The organism is Acidovorax facilis (genome assembly GCF_050626955.1).
GTDB classification, from domain to species: Bacteria; Pseudomonadota; Gammaproteobacteria; order Burkholderiales; family Burkholderiaceae_C; genus Acidovorax; species Acidovorax facilis.
In genome coordinates, this window is the sequence record NZ_CP192460.1 from 1,042,457 (window position 1) to 1,062,500 (window position 20,044).

Consider the following 20,044-nt stretch of genomic DNA (forward strand, 5'->3'; position numbering starts at 1 on the left):
GCTTATGTTCGTATCGCGTGGTCTTGTGGTTGGGTTTACTGTGGCACTGGCGGGTTTGGCGCTTAGTGGCTGCGGCACCCGGCTGAACAAGGCTCCAGTGGAAGACCGAGGCACATCCTCCTCCTCCGCTCCTTCATCCTCTGCACAGCCAGGTGTGGTGGTTGGCACCTCCATCAAGCCACTGCCGGGTGCTGAAAATGCGGGCAAGCCTGGCTATTACACAGTCAAGCCTGGAGATACCCTGATCCGAATCGGGCTGGAGTCCGGCCAGAGCTGGAAAGACATTGCGCGCTGGAACAACCTTGACAACGCAAATCTGATCGAAGTGGGCCAGGTTCTGCGCGTAGCGCCACCGGTTGCTGCTTCGCAGGCGGTCGCGTCGGACAGCGGCGTGGTCACCCGTCCTGTCACGTCTTCCTCCATCACGCCTGCAGCACCTGCGAGCACGCCAGCCCCTGCGGCCAGTGCCGCGAAACCTGCAACATCGGCGGCTTCTGGCCCTGTGGTGGCCGTTGCCCCCGCCACGCCTGCCGCACCCGCTGCCGCGGCCGAGGATGACATGGCGTTCATCTGGCCTGCGCCTGGCTCGTTGATTGCCGGTTTTGACGAGGCACGCAACAAGGGCTACGACATTGCTGGCAAGGCCGGTGACCCGGTCCTGGCCGCCGCCGATGGCCGCGTGGTGTATGCGGGCGCTGGGCTGCGCGGATACGGCAACCTTGTCATCCTCAAGCATAACAACACGTTTTTGACGGCATATGCCCATAACCAGACCTTGCTCGTCAAGGAAGATCAGGCCGTGCGCAAGGGGCAAAAAATCGCCGAGATGGGCAGCACCGACGCCGATCGCGTCAAGCTGCACTTTGAAATCCGCCGCCAGGGCAAGCCGGTGGATCCATCGCGTTACCTGCCTCCCCGTTGAGCCCGGCTGTGGCTCAACCGCCTCTGGGCGCATCTGGCAGTGCGGATGAACCGGCCGGAGCCGCAGATGACTTGCTGAGCGAGGAGTCTGAAGGACTGGCGGACGAATCCGGGAGCGAGCTTCGCTCCACGCAGATAGGCGCCGGGCAGCACGCGGCCCGGCTGGACAAGGCGCTGGCCGATCTGGTGCCCGAGTTCTCCCGCAGCTATCTGCAGCAATTGCTGGTGCAGGGGTTGGTCAGCCTCAATGGCAAACCGGTCAGGAAGTCGGCGACCCGGGTGAAGGTGGGCGATCAGGTGGTGCTGGAAATGCGGCCCACGCTGCAGAGCCAGGCGTTTCGGCCCGAGCCCATGCACATCGAGGTCGTCCATGAGGATGCGCATCTGCTGGTGGTGAACAAGCCCGCTGGTCTGGTGGTCCATCCCGCGCCGGGGAACTGGAGTGGCACCCTGCTCAACGGCTTGCTCGCCCGCGACGACAAGGCGTTGACCGTGCCACGCGCTGGCATCGTGCACCGGCTCGACAAGGATACGAGTGGCTTGATGGTGGTTGCCCGTGATCGTGCCACCATGGACGCGTTGGTGGCACTGATTGCGGAGCGCAAGGTACAGCGCCAGTATTTGGCCATGGCCCACGGCGCCTGGTCGGGGCCCAAGTCACGAACGGTGGATGCTCCCATCGGCCGAGATCCACGCAACCGCCTGCGCATGGCGGTGGTGGACTTGGCACTCCATGCTGGCAAGTTGGCACGGACCGATATCCGCTGCCTGGCTGGTACGGACGACGGTTGCTGGGTGCAATGCACCCTGCACACGGGGCGCACCCACCAGATCCGGGTGCACATGGCATCTCTGAAGCACCCACTGGTGGGGGACAGCCTCTATGGGGGAGCTCCGCTCGGGGCGATGCAGCGGCAGGCCCTTCATGCCTACCGCCTGGCCTTTGTGCATCCCGTCACGGGCCAGGCGCTGGAATTCCATGCTCCTGTGCCCGAAGACATGCGCCAAGCCCTCTCCCTGTGGGGGCTGGGCTACAATGCGCCCTGACGGCCAGACTGGCCCCAGCCCGAAGACGGAATCCCGCCGGGCTTCTGCGTCGCGCCAGCGCCCTTGCACAGCGCGCCATTGATTGCCCCTGCTGTTGATGTGCCACCCGTTGCAACGCGTGGCACTTTTCCAGGAATCGCTGAACCATGAACACGGTGGATGCCAAACGGGTCCTCGAAACTGCGCTGATCTGCGCGCAGCAGCCTGTGCCCTTGCGCGAGCTGCGGGTGCTTTTCAATGACGCTCTGGGGTCGGACACGCTCAAGTTGCTGTTGCAGGAGTTGCAGCTTGAATGGACGCAGCGGGGTGTAGAGCTGGTGCAGGTGGCCACGGGCTGGCGTTTTCAGAGCCGTCCCGAAATGCGTGAATACCTCGACAGGTTGCACCCCGAAAAGCCTCCGCGCTATTCGAGGGCCACCATGGAGACACTCGCGATCATTGCGTATCGCCAGCCGGTTACGCGCGGCGACATCGAGGACATCCGGGGGGTAACGGTCAATAGCCTGATCGTCAAGCAGTTGGAAGACCGCGGCTGGGTCGAGGTCATTGGTCACCGGGAAACGGTGGGGCGCCCCGCGCTGTTTGCAACCACCCGGCAGTTCTTGGATGACATGGGATTGCAGTCGTTGGACCAATTGCCGGTGCTTGACGACCCCTCAGGCAATGCGAATGTGCTGGAAGCAATGGCCGCTGCAGCGCAAGGAGTGATAGAGCCGGAATCAACGCCTGAGGCCGAGGCTGAACTGCTGGCTGTGGCGATGGATAGTCAGCCATCAGAGTCTTTGGAGGCTGTTGCCGCCAGTGGGCAGTTGCTGCGTGTGGATGATTTTTTTCAGAGTGCGGAGACGGATCTCCGTGATGACGATGCCGATACCCCGGGTGGTATCCAGGGAAATACTTGATGAACGATTCGACCCCCGAAATCCCGGCCGATCTGCCGGATGCTGATCCTTCAGCGACAGCCGCAGCGCCCCAAAAAGCCGCTGTCAAACGTGCCCCGCGCAAGAAAAAAGTCGAGCCAGCGCAAGCCGTGGAAGTGCAGGATGCTGTGGACGTGCGCGTTTTGGATGCTGCTGAGGCACCTGCCCTGGCCGGGGAGTCGCCGCATGGGTTGAGCCAGCAGGATGTACCTGTCGCTGCTGTGGTTGCGCATGGGCCTGCAATTCCCGAGGCAGAGGCGGAGGCGTCTGACGCCACCCCCGAACCTCGCCATGGCGAGCGCCAGAATCGTGGGGACGGGCGGGCTCGGCAGCCGCGCCTCGACGGCGCAGGGCGCGACAAGCGCAAGGCAGGTGCTCCTGCGGTTCAGGGATACCAGTTTGAAGATGTGGTGTCGGGGCGCTTCGATGAGGATGATGCCTCCGCAGAGATGGTTCCCGCTAAGCGGGTGCTTCTGCCCCAGGTGGAAACCCCCAAGCTTCACAAGGTGCTGGCGCAGGCGGGACTTGGCTCGCGCCTGGAGATGGAGCAACTCATTCTGGAAGGGCGCATCTCCGTCAACAACGAGCCAGCCCACATCGGCCAGCGCATCCAGTTCGGCGATCAGGTCAAGGTCAATGGCAAACCCATCCGCTACCGCATAGACCCGCCGCCAGCGCGGGTGATTGCTTACCACAAGCCTGTGGGGGAGGTGGTGACCCATGACGATCCCCAGAACCGGCCCACCGTCTTTCGCAAGCTGCCCCGGCTCATGCAGGGCAAGTGGCAGTCGGTAGGGCGCCTGGATCTGAATACCGAAGGCCTGCTGCTGTTCACCAGCTCGGGAGAGCTGGCCAACAAGCTCATGCATCCTCGTTTTGGGCTGGAGCGTGAATACGCTGTGCGTGTGCTCGGCGCCCTCAGCAATGAGGAAAAGCAGAAGCTGCTCGATGGCGTGCGCCTGGACGATGGCATGGCGTCGTTTGGTTCCATCGAAGATGGTGGAGGCGAAGGTTCCAATTGCTGGTACCGGGTCACCATTTCCGAAGGGCGCAATCGCGAGGTGCGCCGCATGCTCGAATCTGTGGGCCATGCGGTCAGTCGGTTGATCCGCATCCGTTACGGTGCCATGGTGCTGCCACGGGGTCTCAAGCGCGGTGCCTGGCTGGAACTGGATGAGGGCGACATCCGGGCTCTGGTGCAGGCGGCGGGCGCCGGGCGTCCGGAAGCAGCGGAAGCTCGTTCGGATGACGGGTCGGGCGCTGGCGGCGGACGGGGTGGCAACAAGCGCAACCGGGGGCGCAATGGTCCCCGCGTGGGCGACGGGCCGCGTCGCGACATGTCGCAGGGTGCGCCCGGTGGTCCCCGAGGGCAGAAACCCCGCCGTGATGGGGGGCAAGGGTTCGACCGTGGCAACAATGCAGGTGGTGGAGACCGCCCGCGCGGCGCGGCGCAGCCCGATCCGATGAAAACATCGGTGGGCTATATCGGCATGGACAGTCTCTCGCGGCATCGCCAGGACAAACGCCGCCCTGGTGGCGGAGGTCCACGTCGGGGCGGGGGCGGGCGCTAGGCGCTGTGCTGCCCCGGGCTCCCCGGTTAGAATCGAGGGCTTTGTCCGGTGGACAAACGAATCACAGCAACATCAATTCAGGAAATCAATATGGCAATCGAACGCACTCTCTCCATCATCAAGCCCGACGCAGTGGCAAAGAACGTCATCGGTCAGATCTATGCACGCTTCGAAGCGGCTGGTCTCAAGGTCGTGGCTGCACGTATGGCTCACCTATCGCGCCTGGAGGCCGAGCAGTTCTACGCTGTGCACAAAGAGCGTCCTTTCTTCAAGGATCTGGTGGATTTCATGATCTCCGGTCCTGTGATGATCCAGGCCCTGGAAGGTGAAAACGCGATTCTGAAAAACCGCGAACTCATGGGCGCCACGGACCCCAAGAAGGCAGAAGCCGGCACTATCCGCGCCGACTTCGCTGACAGCATCGATGCCAATGCAGTGCATGGCTCCGACGCTGCGGAAACCGCCCAGGCAGAAGTGGCTTTCTTCTTCCCTGGCCTGAACATTTACTCGCGCTGATATGGGTGTCCCCATGCCTGTTCCCGCACACGTGGGATACCTGCGCCATGGGGACGACTGCGTTCGGCCCACCCCGGGGAGGGCGCAGTGACCACCAATCTTTTGGAATTTGATCTCGACGGTCTGGCGGCTTTCTGCCAGCAGTTGGGTGAAAAGCGGTTTCGCGCCACGCAGTTGTTTCGCTGGATTCATCAGCGCGGCGCCAGTGACTTTGACGCCATGAGTGATCTGGCAAAGGCCTTGCGCGACAAGCTCAAGGGCTGTGCTCGCGTCGAGGCCTTGCCCGTCATCTCCGAACATGTCTCCTCAGACGGCACGGTCAAGTGGCTGTTTGACGTGGGGGATGGCAATGCGGTCGAGGCGGTTTTTATTCCCGAAGATGATCGCGGAACCCTGTGTATATCCTCACAGGCTGGCTGCGCTGTGGGTTGCCGCTTCTGTTCCACGGGGCATCAGGGCTTCAGCAGAAATCTCACCACGGGGGAGATCGTTGCACAGCTTTGGTTTGCTGAGCATTCCCTGCGCCAGCGCCTCCAATCTGAGGACCGCGTCATTTCGAACGTGGTGATGATGGGGATGGGGGAGCCGCTGCAGAACTACTCGGCCCTCGTTCCGGCCTTGCGCGTCATGCTGGACGACCATGGGTATGGTTTGTCACGCAGGCGGGTCACCGTTTCAACGTCGGGCGTGGTTCCGATGATGGACCGCTTGTCCGTGGATTGTCCTGTGGCTCTCGCGGTGTCTCTGCATGCGCCGAATGACCCCTTGCGCGACAACCTGGTGCCGCTGAACCGCAAATATCCCATTGAAGAATTGCTGGCTGCCTGCAATCGATATCTGGCGCATGCGCCGCGCGACTTCATTACGTTTGAATACTGCATGCTCGATGGTGTCAATGACCAGGTTGAGCACGCACGGCAGCTGATCGAACTTGTCAAGCCCGCCCGTGGTGTGGGTGTGCGCTGCAAATTCAACCTGATTCCTTTCAATCCGTTTCCCGCGTCAGGGCTGTTGCGTTCGCCACAAAATCAGGTGCTGGCTTTCGCCAAAGTCTTGAGCGAAGCGGGTATCGTCACGACCGTGCGCAAGACCCGCGGAGATGATATCGACGCTGCGTGCGGTCAGCTCGCAGGCGATGTCAAGGACCGCACAAGGGCTGCCGAGCGCATGGCAAAGCAGCGGACAATCGTGCTCAAACCGGTGACTTGATCAACAAGCAATCGGCATACTTCAAGGAGGCTCTACATGGTGAGATTGGTTGGACGCTGGCAGCAATGGGGCCGCTGGACTCTCACGGCATGTGGCGTGGTGGCCTGCGTGGCTGCGCTTCAAGGGTGTGCAACCAATAGCGGCATGCCGACCGCCGACGCCAACGCGGGAATGATCACCCCGTCTGATGAGCCAGAGACGCGGCGCCGCGCCCGTATCCGTCTGGAGCTTGCTTCCAACTATTTTGAGAATGGTCAGACGGCCGTGGCGCTCGATGAAGTCAAGCAGGCGCTTGCAGCTGATCCCACCTACGCCGATGCCTTCAATCTTCGTGGCCTCATCTACATGAGGTTGAGCGATTTTGCCCAGGCGGACGACAGTTTTCGCCGAGCATTGGCGCTGCGGGGCGGGGATCCCAATCTGCTGCACAACTACGGTTGGTTGTTGTGCCAGCAGCAAAAGTACGCCGAGGCGAATCAGCACTTTGGTCGGGCTCTCGCAAATCCTGCATACACAGCACGCAGCAAGACCTTGATGGCCCAAGGCCTGTGCCAATCAGGCGCTGGCCAGTTTGCGGAGGCCGAGCAGTCGCTGCTGAAAGCTTATGAACTGGATGCGGCAAACCCTGTCGTCGGTTATCACCTCGCGGTACTTTTTTTGCGTCGCAATGAATTGACCCGGTCTCAGTTCTATATCCGGCGGCTCAACAACAGCCAGTACGCCAATTCCGAGTCGTTGTGGCTGGGGATCAAGGTTGAGCGCGCTTTGGGTGATTCCGTGGCCATGAAGCAACTGGCTGATCAGTTGCGCAAGCGTTTCCCGGACTCACGGGAGTTGGGTGCATACGAGCGTGGGGCTTTCAATGAGTGAGGTTTTGGAAAGTGGTGGGGTGACAGCGGGTAGTTTGCTGAGGGAGGCGCGACAAGCGTCTGGTATGCACATCGCTGCCTTGGCTGTGGCACTGAAAGTGCCAGTCAGCAAGCTGGAAGCGCTGGAGGCGGATAACTATGAGGCCTTGCCCGATACAGTGTTTGTGCGTGCGCTTGCCTCCAGCATGTGCAGAACGCTCAAGTTGGACCCAGCCCCCATTCTGTCGCTGTTGCCACAAAGTAAAAGCCCTCGCTTGGCTACAGACAGTGCGGGATTGAACGCTCCGGTGAAAGGCAGTATCGGGAAATCGTCTTCCTCATCGGCTTCCTTTTCCTCCGGGTCTACCTCACGGTCCGTAACGGTGGTGGTTTTGGCGCTGCTGGTGGGGGCACTGATTCTGGTCTTTTTCCCCAGGCAGCAGGACGGTGTAACGAGCCCGCTTGTTGCCCCCGCATCGATCCAACCGCCGGCCAATGTGGTCGAGCAGCAGGCCGCCCCTGCTGTCACGGGTGCGTCGGATGCAATCCCCGCTGCTGCCCAGCGCATCCCCGACGTTTCTCTGCCGTCAGTGGCAGGTCGCACAGACGCGGCTCCCGCCGTTGCGGCTGCCGCTACTAACAACGCTGCGTCAGCCCCATTGGAGGCGGCAAGCGCTACAACGCCACCGGCCGGGGCATTGGTGCTGCGCGCGCGCAGCGAATCCTGGGTGCAGGTGCGTGATTCCGCAGGCACCGTGGCGTTGCAAAGGAATCTTGCGGCGGGTGAGTCGGTGTCTGTCGCAGGCCAAATGCCGCTGGCCGTGGTGATTGGTCGTGCCGACGTGACAGAGGTATTTGTGCGCGGAAAGCCTTTTGACTTGACGCCTGTGTCCCGTGAGAACGTAGCTCGCTTCGAGGTGAAATGATGGAACGGTTACCTTGTGAGATGGAGCCCATTGCGGTGGCGTCCCCTTTGCCACGGCGGTCCCGCCAAGCCAGGATTGTGTGGGGATCGCGCGTGGTGACCGTGGGCGGGGATGCTCCGGTGCGAGTGCAGTCCATGACCAACACAGACACCGTGGATGCCATTGGCACGGCCATTCAGGTCAAGGAACTGGCGCAGGCCGGCTCGGAGTTCGTCCGGATTACGGTGAACACCCCTGAGGCCGCAGCGGCAGTACCCTACATTCGTGAACAATTGGACCGTATGGGAGAAAGCGTCCCCTTGGTGGGGGACTTTCACTACAACGGGCACCGGCTTCTTACGGATTTTCCTGAGTGCGCACAGGCGCTCTCCAAGTACCGCATCAATCCCGGCAACGTAGGCAAGGGCGACAAGAGGGATCGGCAGTTCGGCCAGATGATCGATGCAGCCATTCGCTGGAACAAAGCCGTGCGTATTGGTGTGAATTGGGGCAGTCTTGACCAGGACTTGCTGGTTGATTTGATGGATGCCAACAGCCGCCGTGCTACTCCTTGGGAAGCACGCCAGGTGATGTACGAGGCGTTGATTACCTCGGCCATTGAATCTGCGCGCCGGGCCGAAGAAATGGGCCTTGATGGCAACCAAATCATCTTGTCCTGCAAAGTCAGCGGTGTGCAGGACCTGATTTCTGTGTACCGGGAACTGGCACGCCGCTGCGACTACCCTTTGCACCTGGGACTCACGGAAGCAGGCATGGGAACCAAAGGCACAGTAGCGTCGGCTGCTGCGTTGTCTGTGTTGCTGCAGGAGGGTATTGGTGACACCATTCGCGTGTCTCTGACGCCCCAGCCCGGTGAAGCGCGCACACAGGAGGTCGTGGTGGCCTCCGAGATACTGCAGGCTCTGGGCTTGCGTGTATTTGTTCCCAGTGTCACGGCGTGTCCTGGCTGTGGTCGCACTACCAGCACCACCTTCCAGGACCTCGCCAAGCAGATTGATGATTTTCTGCGTGCCCAGATGCCTGTATGGCGCGTTCGCTATCCTGGCGTCGAAAACTTGCGTGTTGCGGTGATGGGATGCATTGTCAATGGGCCTGGTGAGAGCAAGCACGCGGACATCGGCATCAGCCTGCCTGGTACGGGGGAGGCGCCAGCAGCCCCTGTGTTCATTGACGGCGAGAAGGCGATGACGCTGCGGGGTGACAACATCGCCCATGAATTCCACCAAATTGTCGAGCAGTACATCGAAAAGCGTTTTGGCGCCGCTGCTGTGACTTTGGCCTGAGCGTTGCTCGCCTTACCCTGATTGATACTGAGCCGCTATCTTGAGATGGTGGGTGATGTCCTTCGAATAGTTGCCAGATAGAGAAAAGAACAGTTGTGAGTAACGAAAAAAGCGCTTCGTCGACCAAGCCGGAAAAGCTGGTGGCCGTGAAAGGCATGAACGATATCCTGCCTCCTGAATCCGCCCGATGGGAGTGGCTGGAGTCCAAGGTCCGCACCCTTATGGCTCGATATGCCTATCGCAACATCCGTACGCCGATTGTTGAGCCCACGGCGCTGTTTGTTCGTGGCCTCGGTGAGGTCACGGACATCGTCGAAAAAGAGATGTACTCGTTCGAGGATCGTCTCAATGGCGAGCATCTCACTTTGCGTCCCGAAGCGACTGCAGGGGTGGTTCGCGCAGTTGCTGAGCATTCCATGCTGTATGACGGAGGCAAGCGCCTCTACTACATGGGGCCCATGTTCCGCCATGAGCGTCCGCAGCGCGGGCGGTATCGCCAGTTTCACCAGATTGGCGCTGAAGCGCTCGGCTTTCCTGGTGCGGAGGTCGATGCGGAGTTGATTCTTCTGGCCCACTCGCTGTGGCGCGAACTGGGGTTGCAGAACGTGCGCCTGGAACTGAACAGCCTGGGTGAACCGCATGAACGCAAGGCGCACCGAGCGGCGCTGATTTCGTACCTGGAACAGCATGTCGAGGTGCTGGATGAGGAGGCGCGTCGGCGTTTGCATAGCAATCCGTTGCGCATTCTGGATACCAAGAACCCCGCTATGCAGGCCGTGGTGGAGGCTGCGCCTCGATTGATTGATTTTCTGGGGCCAAAGTCGCTCGCGCACTTTGATGCAGTGAAGTCCATTCTGAGCGCCAATGATGTGGCCTGGACCGTGAACCCCCGGCTGGTTCGGGGCATGGACTACTACAACCTTACGGTCTTTGAGTTTGTCACTGATCAGCTGGGGTCGCAGGGCACCATTTGTGGCGGTGGTCGCTACGACTATCTGATAGAGCAGATCGGTGGCAAGGCAGCCCCGGCGGTGGGTTGGGCGCTAGGGGTTGAGCGTGTGCTTGAACTGCTCAAGGAGCAGACCAGCACGGTCTCAGCCCTTGTACCTGATGTCTATGCCGTGATCCCCTCTGTGGCGGCGCTGCCCGTGGCTGTGACCACCATCGAGCGCCTGCGACAGTTGGGCCTCAGTGTGCAGATGCATGCTGCGCCTGCAGGGGGCGAGGGTATGGGCAGCATGAAATCCCAATTCAAGAAGGCAGATGGGAGTGGCGCGCAGCATGCGCTGGTCTTTGGGGAGGATGAGCTGTCCCGGGGGATGGTTGTCGTCAAGTCATTGCGCGATGGTGTGGGTGCGCAGTCTGACCATCCGCTAGATTCCCTGGCCGATTGGGCCTCCAACCTACAATCCAACCGCTAAACAGAACACATTCCATGGCAAATCACCTTGATCTCGAAGAACAAGAGCAGCTTGATCAGCTCAAGCATTTCTGGAACACCTGGGGCACCCTCATCAGCTCCGTGCTGATTTTGGTGGCAGGCTCCTTGGTCGCCTGGAACGGATACCAGTATTGGCAGAACCGGCAGGCAAGCCAGGCCGCAGCGCTCTACGATGCTGTAGACGTGGCTGCCCGAGCGGGTGACCAGGCGCGCATGGCTCAGGCGTTTGCCGACCTCAAGGCCAAGTATGCGGGCACTACCCAGGCCAGTCAGGCGGGGCTTGCATTGGCCAAGACCATGGTTGAGGCAGGCAATGCTGATGGCGCCAAGGAGGCTCTTGCCTGGGTGGCTGCTCAGTCGGGAGATGATGGTCTCAAGGCATTGGCCAAGGTGCGCTTGGCCAGCGTGCTTATGGATCAAAAAAACTACGACGACGCACTCAAGCAGTTGTCTGGCAGCGCTCCTTTGGAGTTTGAAGCGGTCTTTGCAGATCGCAAGGGAGACATTTATCTGTTGCAGGATAAGCGTGCGGAAGCTATTGCGGAGTATGCCAAGGCCTATAAGTCCTTCGAGGAGGGGGTGGAGTACCGTCGTCTTGTGGAGGTAAAGCTCGGTGCTCTGGGTGTTTCTCCACAAGGTGTTGCAGTAGCTGCCGCCGGATCCATTGATGGGGTGAAATAGCCATGGCATTCATTTGTGAAGACGGCGCAAAGGGCAGGGTGTTCGGCCTGCGGTGCATTTCTTCAGCGGTCCTGGTTGTCACATTGGCTGGATGCTCGCTATGGAACAGCGGGAGCTCCAAGCCGATGCCGGCAGATCTGGGGGCCAATGTTGCGGTGCTGGGTGTGCGGCAGGCTTGGACTGCGCGCATTGGCAGCGTTGCTGGATTGCCGCTTGATGTCCATTCCGCAGGCAATGTGGTGACTGTTGCCTCCTCCGATGGGGTTGTGGCGGCCATCGACGCCCGAACCGGTGGCGACGTTTGGCGTGTAGCGCTTTCAGAGCCTTTGTCTGCGGGGGTGGGTAGCGACGGAAAATCGGCTGCGGTTGTTTCCCGCAGCAATACCTTGATCGTTCTGGATGCTGGCCGCGAGCGGTGGCGTCAATCGTTGGCTGCGCAAGTATTCACCCCCCCGCTCGTTGCGGGTGGGCGCGTATTTGTGCTTTCGGCCGATCGTTCTTTGGCGGCATTTGATGCGGTGTCGGGCCGCAAACTCTGGAGTCAGCAGCGCCCCGGTGAGCCTCTGGTTTTGCGCCAGGCGGGCGTTTTGCTGGCTGTTGGAGATACCTTGGTTGCGGGGTTTTCCGGCCGTGTCGTAGGTCTGAATCCAGACAATGGCAGCGTTCGTTGGGAGGCTCCTTTGGCGAGTGCGCGGGGGACCAACGATGTTGAGAGACTGGTGGAGTTGGTTGGGCGTACCAGCAGAGTAGGTGATTCCATCTGTGCACGTGCCTTCCAGGCGGCTGTGGGTTGTGTCAATGCTGCCAGAGGCGCAGTGACTTGGACGCAACCCGCCAGTGGTGCTGATGGCGTGCATGGAGACGGGGAGGCCCTGTTCGGTGCCGAGGGCAATGGCACGGTCATGGCGTGGCGTCGCAGCGATGGTTCGCGTCTGTGGGCCACCGACAGGCTCAAACACCGCAAACTGACGGCGCCCTTGTTGTTGGGTCGTTCCGTCGTAGTCGGGGACGACACAGGCCTCGTTCACCTGCTATCCCGCACGGATGGTTCTCCGCTCAACCGCATCGCCACGGACGGATCTGGCATCGCCGCAGCACCCGCTGTGGCCGCAGATACGTTGGTGGTAGTTACTCGCAATGGTGGTGTCTACGGATTCCGTCCAGATTGATGGATTTTATTTAATGAAGCCAGTTATCGCCCTCGTGGGGCGTCCGAATGTCGGCAAGTCCACGCTCTTCAACCGCCTGACCAAGTCCCGCGACGCCATTGTTGCGGACTTTGCAGGGCTTACGCGTGACCGGCATTACGGCAATGGCAAGCAGGGCAAGCACGAGTACATCGTTATCGATACCGGCGGTTTTGAGCCTGATGCATCGAGCGGAATTTACAAGGAAATGGCCAAGCAGACGCAGCAGGCCGTTGCCGAAGCTGATGTGGTCATTTTTGTGGTGGATGCGCGCGCAGGTGTATCTGCGCAAGACCATGACATCGCCAATTATTTGCGCCGCCTTGGTAAACCTTGTGTACTTGTTGCCAACAAGGCAGAAGGCATGCTGGAAGGCGTGCAACTCGCCGAGTTCTATGAGTTGGGTCTGGGCGAGGTTTACCCTGTGTCTGCTGCCCATGGGCAGGGTATCCGAAGCCTGGTGGAGATTGCGCTGGAGCCGCTTCAGCTTCCTGACCCCGACGACTCTGATGTTGAATCTGAGAAAGGCATCATCAAACTTGCTGTGGCAGGTCGGCCGAATGTTGGCAAATCGACGCTGATCAACACCTGGCTCGGCGAAGAGCGTCTGGTTGCGTTTGATATGCCGGGAACGACCCGTGATGCGATCACGGTACCCTTCGAACGCAATGGGCAGCGCTTTGAATTGGTGGATACGGCGGGATTGCGCCGCAAGGGCAAAGTTTTCGAGGCGATAGAGAAATTCTCGGTCGTCAAGACGCTCCAAGCCATTGAATCGGCCAATGTGGTGCTGCTGTTGCTCGACGCTACCCAGGGTGTCACTGATCAGGATGCGCACATTGCGGGGTACATCTTGGAGAGCGGGAGAGCCGTGGTTGTTGCAGTAAACAAGTGGGATGCCGTTGATGACTACCAGCGTCAGTTGCTGGAGCGGTCTATCGAGACCCGGCTCGCATTTCTGAAATTTGCGTCCTTGCATTTCATTTCTGCAAAAAAACGGCAGGGTTTGGGGCCGGTGTGGGCATCGATTGCCCAAGCCCACAAGGCGGCAACCTGCAAGATGTCAACGCCAGTATTGACGCGCCTGTTGCTAGAAGCTGTTCAATTTCAGAGTCCGAAACGCGCAGGCATGTTCCGACCAAAGATGCGATATGCCCATCAGGGGGGCATGAATCCCCCGGTGATCATCATCCATGGTAATTCGTTGGAACACGTCACAGATGCCTACAAGCGCTTTCTGGAGGGCCGCTTCCGCAAAGAATTCGACTTGGTGGGTACACCGCTCCGGATAGAGATGAAGACATCGCACAACCCTTTCGCTGATAAAGAGGAAGCGTAAGTCAAAGGCTGGGTTTCCAAAGGGCCATGCATCCTGAGGCGGGGTTGTGCTCCGTGCTGTGGTAAGGTGCTGGTTTACAACAACATTTTTGAACACGGAGAATATCGTGAGCAACAAAGGCCAGCTTTTGCAAGACCCCTTCCTCAACGCTTTGCGTCGGGAGCATGTTCCTGTTTCCATCTATCTCGTGAACGGAATCAAACTGCAGGGGCAGATCGAATCGTTTGATCAGTACGTGGTGTTGCTGCGCAATACAGTCACCCAGATGGTCTACAAGCATGCCATTTCCACCATCGTGCCGGGCCGCGCGGTCAACTTCTCTACTGCCGACACCTCTGATGCAGATAGCAACAACGCTTAAGTTGTTGTTTGTGTTGCCGTTTTCGCGTCTTGCCCTGATCGGGCGAGGGGGCAATCCACTTTGCAATCGATGACCGCTTCGTCGGGAGATGGCACCCCGGTGCTTCTGGTTGGGGTTGATTTTGGTCTTCCTCACTTCGACGCCGATCTCGAAGAGTTGGGATTGCTTGCCCAGACAGCTGGTATGAAGCCTGTCGCCCGCTTGACGTGCAAACGCAAGGCACCGGATGCGGCCTTGTTTATTGGTAGTGGCAAGGCGGATGAAATCCGTACGTTGGCACAAATGCATGGCGCGGCGGAAGTCTTGTTCGATCAGTCTCTCAGTCCGGCGCAGCAGCGAAACCTGGAGCGTCACCTTGAGCTTCCAGTCAATGACCGAACGTTGTTGATCTTGGAAATCTTCGCGCAACGTGCCCGCAGCCACGAGGGCAAACTCCAGGTGGAGTTGGCAAGATTGCAGTATCTCAGCACCCGCCTTGTGCGCCGCTGGTCGCATCTCGAGCGCCAGACAGGGGGCATTGGTGCGCGCGGCGGCCCGGGTGAAAAACAGATTGAACTGGATCGTCGGATGATTGGCGACGCTGTCAAGCGCACGCGTGAGCGCCTCGTGAAGGTCAAGCGCCAGCGGACCACCCAGAGAAGGCAGCGTGAGCGACGCGATACGTTCAATATTTCATTGGTGGGGTACACCAACGCTGGTAAGTCCACGCTCTTTAATGCGCTGGTGAAGGCTCGCGCCTACGCTGCAGACCAATTGTTTGCAACACTGGACACCACAACACGGCAACTCTATTTGGGCGATGCTGGGCGATCGGTATCCCTCTCGGATACCGTAGGGTTTATTCGGGACCTTCCTCATGGCTTGGTGGATGCATTCCAGGCAACGTTGCAAGAGGCCATTGATGCGGACCTTTTACTCCACGTAGTGGATGCCTCCAATCCGGGCTTTCCTGAACAAATGGCTCAGGTTCAAAAGGTCTTGAACGAGATTGGTGCAGCTGACATCCCCCAGATACTTGTGTTCAACAAGTTGGATTCTCTACAGGCTGAGCAGCGCCCCCCGCTTCTTGAAGACCAGTACGACGTGGATGGGCATGTCTTCCCGCGCTTGTTCGTGAGTGCTCGTTCTGGTGAGGGGTTGGATGCCCTGCGCCATGCGCTCTCGCTAAGGGTACTTGCCGCTCAAAAATGCATGACCCCTGATGCCGCCATTGAATTGCCAGGGGCCGCGCCCTGATTGGGCACAATGCCAGCATTACCAATGCCATCCAGAGAACCAGAGACTTTGCGCATGAATTTTCAAAATCGCACCCTACGCTGGGCTTCGCTGCCAGAACGTATTCGGGGCATGTTCAATCTGAATGACCCTCGGTGGGGGCGCGGCGACGATAACAAGGCAGACGACGGTTCACGTCCGGAGGAGCGTCCTGCTGCGCCTCCTCCAGCCGGAAATCGGGGCGGCGATCAGCGGCCTAGCAATGGACAGCCGCCCGATCTTGATGAACTTTGGCGCGACCTCAACAAGAAGCTCGGAGGTTTTTTTGGCTCCAAGAACGGCGGTGGCCGTGGTCCGGGCAACGGTGGTAGTTCGGGGGGGGGCTTCCAGCCAGATATGAAGAGCGCTGGTGTGGGCGTGGGGCTGATCGCTGGGATCGTCTTTGTGATCTGGATGGGAACAGGATTTTTTATTGTTCAGGAAGGTCAGCAGGCGGTCATTACCCAGTTCGGCAAGTACAAAAGCACCGTGGGTGCAGGTTTTAATTGGCGTTTGCCTTACCCCATCGAGCGCCACGAACTGGTATTTGTCACCCAGATTCGGTCTGCCGATGTGGGGCGAGACAGCATCATCAAGAGCACCGGTCTGCGTGAGTCGGCCATGCTCACGGAAGATGAGAATATCGTCGAGATCAAGTTCGCGGTCCAGTACCGCTTGAGTGACGCCCGCGCGTGGCTGTTTGAAAGCAAGAACCCTTCGGATGCGGTGGTGCAAGCTGCGGAGACGGCAGTTCGGGAGGTGGTCGGGAAGATGCGCATGGATACGGCATTGGCCGAAGAGCGTGATCAGATCGCTCCCCGTGTCCGCACACTCATGCAAACCATCTTGGATCGCTACAAGGTAGGTGTCGAGGTGGTGGGTATCAATCTGCAGCAAGGTGGTGTCCGTCCACCTGAGCAGGTGCAGGCCTCCTTTGACGATGTCCTCAAAGCGGGGCAGGAGCGTGAGCGGGCCAAGAATGAAGCCCAAGCCTATGCCAACGATGTGATTCCACGTGCAGTGGGGTCCGCATCGCGCTTGAACGAAGAAGCTGCAGCCTACAAAGCTCGGATTGTTGCCCAGGCACAAGGTGATGCCCAGCGGTTTTCTTCGATTCTGGCAGAGTATCAGAAGGCTCCACAGGTGACCCGCGACCGCATGTATCTGGAGGCGATGCAGCAGATTTATGGCAACGTAACCAAGGTGCTGGTTGAATCACGGCAGGGTTCTAACCTGTTGTATTTGCCACTGGACAAGATCATGCAAAGTGTCGCCAGCGGAGGGGGGGCATCGGATGCTCCCGCTGCAAATACGACGGCCCCCGTTGCAGTCCCTGCAGCCCCTTCGACCACTTTTTCGAATGACCCCCGCGCGCGTGACAGCAGTCGCACACGCGATCGTGAATCTCGCTAGGAGCAACTCGTGAACAGAGTCGGATTTATTGCATCTACCCTCTTGGTGGTGCTGGCCCTGATGAGCTCCATGCTTTTTGTGGTGGACCAGCGCCAGTTTGGTGTGCTTTACGCATTGGGGCAGATCAAGGAAGTGATCACAGAGCCAGGCTTGAATTTCAAGCTGCCCCCGCCTTTTCAAAACGTGTCGTACATCGACAAACGCCTTTTGACACTGGATAGCAGTGACACGGAGCCCATGTTGACTGCGGAGAAGCAACGGGTGGTCATCGACTGGTATGTGCGGTGGCGAATCTCCGAGCCAACGGAGTACATCCGCAACGTTGGACTGGATGAGAGTGCCGGAGCGATGCAACTCAATCGCGTGGTGCGCAATGCGTTCCAGGAGGAAATCAACAAGCGCACCGTCAAGGAGCTTCTTTCCCTGAAGCGGGAAGCGCTGATGGCGGATGTGAAGCGTGAAGTGCTGGAGACCGTTCGCGGCGCCAAACCGTGGGGTGTGGATGTTGTCGATGTTCGCATTACCCGCGTCGACTACGTAGAGGCGATTACGGAATCGGTGTATCGGCGCATGGAGGCCGAGCGCAAACGCGTGGCCAATGAACTCCGTTCTACGGGTGCGGCGGAAGGTGAAAAAATTCGTGCTGATGCAGACCGCCAGCGTGAGATCACTATTGCCAATGCCTACAGGGATGCTCAGAAGATCAAAGGCGAAGGTGACGCCGAAGCCGCGCGCATTTATGCCGATGCGTTTGGGCGGGACCCGCAGTTTGCGCAGTTCTACCGGAGCCTGGAAGCCTACAAATCCAGCTTCAACAAGAAGAGCGATGTAATGGTTCTGGACCCCTCGTCATCAGAGTTTTTCAAGACATTCCGAGGTGGAAACTCTGCGGCTATGCCTGCAGCACCCCGGAAGTAGTCCCCTGCTGATTTTCGACATCCTGCCGCTGTGGATTCGGAAAGCCTCTGGGCAGCGCTCGCCTTGGTGCTGGTGATTGAGGGACTGCTGCCATTTCTTTCGCCTCAGAGTTGGCGACGTGCAGTCGCTCAGATTGCGCTGATGCAGGATGGCCAGATTCGGTTTTTCGGTTTGCTGGCAATCGTTGCTGGCGTGTTGATGCTCTGGTTCTGAACAGCGCCAGAGCCGGTAGCGGGTGGAGTCTCTCTGGGCTCTTCGCCGCTCCCAGTAGAATCACGGTTTTAACAGCCTCCCCTTTTTTCCATGTCTGCTTGGGTCCTTCCGGATCACATTGCCGATGTCTTGCCGTCCGAAGCACGGCACATCGAAGAATTGCGTCGCGGGCTGCTTGATACAGCCCGCTGCTACGGCTATGAGCTGGTCATGCCCCCGTTGCTGGAGCATCTTGAATCCCTGCTGACAGGTACGGGAGAGGCCCTCGATCTCCAGACCTTCAAGCTCGTGGACCAGCTCTCAGGGCGATCCATGGGGCTTCGAGCGGACACTACCCCCCAGGTCGCTCGAATTGACGCGCATTTGCTCAATCGCAAGGGCGTGACTCGCCTCTGCTATTGCGGGCCAGTGTTGCATACCCGGCCTGATCGTCCGCATGCCACCCGCGAGCCGCTCCAGTTCGGCGCAGAAATCTTCGGACATGCGGGGCTGGAGGCTGATCTTGAGGCGTTGCAGCTCGCCCGGGAATGCTTGCGCATTGCCAATGTGCCCAGCACCACGATTGATCTGGCGGATGTGCGCATCGTGCGCAATCTTCTGGCGGGCGTGTCCGTGAATGCCCAGGTGTTGAGCGGTATCCATGCGGCACTGGCAGCCAAGGACGCGGCTGAACTCGCGGCATTGACCCGAGATTTCCCTGTGGAGTCGCGCGAGGGTTTGTTGGCGTTGCTTCAGCTCTACGGTGATCAGGGTGTGTTGATTGAAGCTAAAAAAGCCTTCCAGCGCTTTCCTGGTATATCTCAAGTGCTATCAAATTTGAATTGGCTGGCATCCCGCCTTGAGGGGGCTGCTGTCACTTTTGATCTGGCCGATCTGCGTGGCTATGCCTACTACAGCGGTGCGCGTTTTGCGATCTATGCCCCGGGCGCAAGCGATGCGCTCGTTCGAGGTGGCCGCTATGACGAGGTGGGGGCTGTGTTCGGCCGCAATCGTCCCGCAGCTGGGTTTAGTCTGGATATCAAGCAGGTAGTGGGCGTGGTCTCTCCACGGGCATTGAAAGCTGCTATCCGTGCTCCCTGGGGAGAGTCGGATGAAGTGAATGCAGCCATCGCGGAACTCCGCACGTCTGGTGAGACGGTGGTTTGTGTTTTGCCGGGGCATGAGAGCGAAGTGGACGAGTTCCACTGTGATCGGGAACTGGTGCAGATTGCGGGCCGCTGGGTCGTGCAGGCTGTTTAAGCAATTGACAATTGAATTGGGTTTGAGATGAAAGCAACCAAAGGTCGCAACGTAGTGGTGGTCGGAACCCAGTGGGGTGACGAAGGCAAAGGCAAGCTGGTTGATTGGCTGACCGAAAGTGCACAAGGTGTCGTCCGTTTTCAAGGTGGGCACAACGCGGGCCACACACTGGTCATCAATGGCGTCAAGACGGCGCTGCATCTGATCCCTAGTGGCATCATGCGCCCAGGCGTCAAGTGCTACATCGGCAATGGTGTTGTCTTGTCGGCAGCCAAGCTGTTTGAGGAAATCGAAGGCCTTGAAAAAGCGGGCGTCGAAGTGCGTTCACGCTTGCGAATTAGCGAAGCTTGCCCGCTGATTCTTCCGTTCCATGCAGCCATTGATGTGGCGCGTGAAGCTGCACGTGAACAGGGTGGAACGGAAAAAATTGGAACTACTGGTCGCGGTATTGGCCCCGCGTATGAAGACAAGATTGCCCGTCGTGCCCTGCGGGTGCAAGACTTGAAGTACCCCGAGCGGTTTGCTGCCAAGCTTCGTGAATTGCTGGATCTGCATAACCATATCCTTACGACCTATCTGCGCTCGGGCACCTTTGCGTTTGGTGATGCACTCAAGCCTTATATCGAGGACGGCAAAGTTCAGTTCGATGTGGTGTATGCAGAAGCGATGCGGCATGCAGAGTTGCTCAAGCCCATGATGGCTGATGTATCGCGCGAGCTCAACGACGCCCATCGAGATGGTGCCAATCTTCTGTTTG

Annotated in this window: 20 protein-coding genes (1 of these 20 only partly in view); all 20 read left to right on the forward strand. The window is 59.2% G+C overall.

The features are described from left to right. The first annotated feature begins 4 nt into the window (after positions 1–4). A complete protein-coding gene (locus ACQ4MJ_RS04725) occupies positions 5–922 on the forward strand; it encodes a peptidoglycan DD-metalloendopeptidase family protein (RefSeq protein ID WP_431149720.1) in 918 nt (305 codons plus the stop codon). A gap of 8 nt (positions 923–930) precedes the next feature. Further along, the gene (locus tag ACQ4MJ_RS04730) at positions 931–1,968 is read left to right on the forward strand and encodes an RluA family pseudouridine synthase (protein ID WP_431149718.1); all 1,038 of its coding nucleotides are present in this window, start codon (positions 931–933) and stop codon (positions 1,966–1,968) included. Positions 1,969–2,114: 146 nt separating this feature from the next. After that, complete coding sequence (scpB, locus tag ACQ4MJ_RS04735; RefSeq protein ID WP_055398663.1) at positions 2,115–2,870, forward strand: SMC-Scp complex subunit ScpB; 756 nt, start codon at positions 2,115–2,117, stop codon at positions 2,868–2,870. After that, complete coding sequence (locus ACQ4MJ_RS04740) at positions 2,870–4,459, forward strand: pseudouridine synthase (protein WP_431149717.1); 1,590 nt, start codon at positions 2,870–2,872, stop codon at positions 4,457–4,459. The genes scpB and ACQ4MJ_RS04740 overlap by 1 nt, the downstream gene beginning before the upstream one ends. A gap of 90 nt (positions 4,460–4,549) precedes the next feature. After that, positions 4,550–4,975 carry a nucleoside-diphosphate kinase gene (gene ndk, locus ACQ4MJ_RS04745; protein ID WP_008905954.1) on the forward strand — a complete coding sequence of 142 codons (426 nt, stop codon included), beginning with the start codon at positions 4,550–4,552 and terminating at the stop codon, positions 4,973–4,975. Positions 4,976–5,062: 87 nt separating this feature from the next. After that, positions 5,063–6,184 (forward strand): 23S rRNA (adenine(2503)-C(2))-methyltransferase RlmN, encoded by a 1,122-nt coding sequence (gene rlmN, locus ACQ4MJ_RS04750; protein ID WP_121505919.1) that lies wholly within the window; start codon positions 5,063–5,065, stop codon positions 6,182–6,184. Between the two features lie 36 nt (positions 6,185–6,220). Further along, positions 6,221–7,054, forward strand: a complete 834-nt coding sequence (pilW, locus tag ACQ4MJ_RS04755; protein ID WP_431149716.1) for a type IV pilus biogenesis/stability protein PilW — start codon at positions 6,221–6,223, stop codon at positions 7,052–7,054. Positions 7,055–7,118: 64 nt separating this feature from the next. Further along, positions 7,119–7,958, forward strand: a complete 840-nt coding sequence (locus tag ACQ4MJ_RS04760; protein ID WP_431149715.1) for a helix-turn-helix domain-containing protein — start codon at positions 7,119–7,121, stop codon at positions 7,956–7,958. 20 nt (positions 7,959–7,978) lie between these two features. Next, complete coding sequence (gene ispG, locus ACQ4MJ_RS04765) at positions 7,979–9,241, forward strand: flavodoxin-dependent (E)-4-hydroxy-3-methylbut-2-enyl-diphosphate synthase (protein ID WP_199726978.1); 1,263 nt, start codon at positions 7,979–7,981, stop codon at positions 9,239–9,241. A gap of 155 nt (positions 9,242–9,396) precedes the next feature. After that, positions 9,397–10,662 carry a histidine--tRNA ligase gene (hisS, locus tag ACQ4MJ_RS04770; protein WP_228899738.1) on the forward strand — a complete coding sequence of 422 codons (1,266 nt, stop codon included), beginning with the start codon at positions 9,397–9,399 and terminating at the stop codon, positions 10,660–10,662. A gap of 14 nt (positions 10,663–10,676) precedes the next feature. Further along, positions 10,677–11,363 (forward strand): YfgM family protein, encoded by a 687-nt coding sequence (locus tag ACQ4MJ_RS04775; protein ID WP_055398657.1) that lies wholly within the window; start codon positions 10,677–10,679, stop codon positions 11,361–11,363. Positions 11,364–11,365: 2 nt separating this feature from the next. Further along, positions 11,366–12,532, forward strand: coding sequence for an outer membrane protein assembly factor BamB (gene bamB / locus ACQ4MJ_RS04780; protein ID WP_431149714.1), 1,167 nt, complete (start codon positions 11,366–11,368; stop codon positions 12,530–12,532). Positions 12,533–12,545: 13 nt separating this feature from the next. Beyond that, positions 12,546–13,889: a ribosome biogenesis GTPase Der gene (gene der, locus ACQ4MJ_RS04785; RefSeq protein WP_121420598.1), complete on the forward strand. Its 1,344-nt coding sequence runs from the start codon at positions 12,546–12,548 to the stop codon at positions 13,887–13,889. Positions 13,890–13,995: 106 nt separating this feature from the next. Further along, entirely contained in the window at positions 13,996–14,250 is a 255-nt protein-coding gene (gene hfq, locus ACQ4MJ_RS04790) for an RNA chaperone Hfq (RefSeq protein ID WP_010464175.1), read from the forward strand. A 69-nt stretch (positions 14,251–14,319) separates the two neighbouring features. Beyond that, the gene (gene hflX / locus ACQ4MJ_RS04795; RefSeq protein WP_121420597.1) at positions 14,320–15,486 is read left to right on the forward strand and encodes a GTPase HflX; all 1,167 of its coding nucleotides are present in this window, start codon (positions 14,320–14,322) and stop codon (positions 15,484–15,486) included. A 54-nt stretch (positions 15,487–15,540) separates the two neighbouring features. After that, the gene (hflK, locus tag ACQ4MJ_RS04800) at positions 15,541–16,917 is read left to right on the forward strand and encodes an FtsH protease activity modulator HflK (protein WP_121420596.1); all 1,377 of its coding nucleotides are present in this window, start codon (positions 15,541–15,543) and stop codon (positions 16,915–16,917) included. Between the two features lie 9 nt (positions 16,918–16,926). After that, positions 16,927–17,835, forward strand: coding sequence for a protease modulator HflC (gene hflC, locus ACQ4MJ_RS04805; protein ID WP_121420595.1), 909 nt, complete (start codon positions 16,927–16,929; stop codon positions 17,833–17,835). A 30-nt stretch (positions 17,836–17,865) separates the two neighbouring features. Next, the gene (locus tag ACQ4MJ_RS04810) at positions 17,866–18,048 is read left to right on the forward strand and encodes a DUF2065 domain-containing protein (protein ID WP_121420594.1); all 183 of its coding nucleotides are present in this window, start codon (positions 17,866–17,868) and stop codon (positions 18,046–18,048) included. A 90-nt stretch (positions 18,049–18,138) separates the two neighbouring features. Beyond that, positions 18,139–19,287, forward strand: a complete 1,149-nt coding sequence (locus tag ACQ4MJ_RS04815; protein WP_121420593.1) for an ATP phosphoribosyltransferase regulatory subunit — start codon at positions 18,139–18,141, stop codon at positions 19,285–19,287. A 27-nt stretch (positions 19,288–19,314) separates the two neighbouring features. Next, positions 19,315–20,044, forward strand: the 5' portion of a protein-coding gene (locus ACQ4MJ_RS04820) for an adenylosuccinate synthase (protein WP_121420592.1). Its footprint extends 647 nt past the window's final position; 730 of the gene's 1,377 nt are visible here — the first part of the coding sequence; it begins with the start codon at positions 19,315–19,317; its stop codon lies off the right edge, out of view.

Excerpts from the sequence above, each read along its gene's own strand:
- ACQ4MJ_RS04815 (WP_121420593.1), top strand. The coding sequence starts at position 18,139 with ATGTCTGCTTGGGTCCTTCCGGATCACATTGCCGATGTCTTGCCGTCC.
- hflX (WP_121420597.1), top strand. The coding sequence starts at position 14,320 with ATGACCGCTTCGTCGGGAGATGGCACCCCGGTGCTTCTGGTTGGGGTT.
- hisS (WP_228899738.1), top strand. The coding sequence starts at position 9,397 with ATGAACGATATCCTGCCTCCTGAATCCGCCCGATGGGAGTGGCTGGAG.
- ACQ4MJ_RS04760 (WP_431149715.1), top strand. The coding sequence starts at position 7,119 with ATGCACATCGCTGCCTTGGCTGTGGCACTGAAAGTGCCAGTCAGCAAG.
- bamB (WP_431149714.1), top strand. The coding sequence starts at position 11,366 with ATGGCATTCATTTGTGAAGACGGCGCAAAGGGCAGGGTGTTCGGCCTG.
- scpB (WP_055398663.1), top strand. The coding sequence starts at position 2,115 with ATGAACACGGTGGATGCCAAACGGGTCCTCGAAACTGCGCTGATCTGC.
- ACQ4MJ_RS04775 (WP_055398657.1), top strand. The coding sequence starts at position 10,677 with ATGGCAAATCACCTTGATCTCGAAGAACAAGAGCAGCTTGATCAGCTC.
- ispG (WP_199726978.1), top strand. The coding sequence starts at position 7,979 with ATGGAGCCCATTGCGGTGGCGTCCCCTTTGCCACGGCGGTCCCGCCAA.
- ACQ4MJ_RS04725 (WP_431149720.1), top strand. The coding sequence starts at position 5 with ATGTTCGTATCGCGTGGTCTTGTGGTTGGGTTTACTGTGGCACTGGCG.
- ACQ4MJ_RS04740 (WP_431149717.1), top strand. The coding sequence starts at position 2,870 with ATGAACGATTCGACCCCCGAAATCCCGGCCGATCTGCCGGATGCTGAT.
- ndk (WP_008905954.1), top strand. The coding sequence starts at position 4,550 with ATGGCAATCGAACGCACTCTCTCCATCATCAAGCCCGACGCAGTGGCA.
- der (WP_121420598.1), top strand. The coding sequence starts at position 12,546 with ATGAAGCCAGTTATCGCCCTCGTGGGGCGTCCGAATGTCGGCAAGTCC.
- hflK (WP_121420596.1), top strand. The coding sequence starts at position 15,541 with ATGAATTTTCAAAATCGCACCCTACGCTGGGCTTCGCTGCCAGAACGT.
- pilW (WP_431149716.1), top strand. The coding sequence starts at position 6,221 with ATGGTGAGATTGGTTGGACGCTGGCAGCAATGGGGCCGCTGGACTCTC.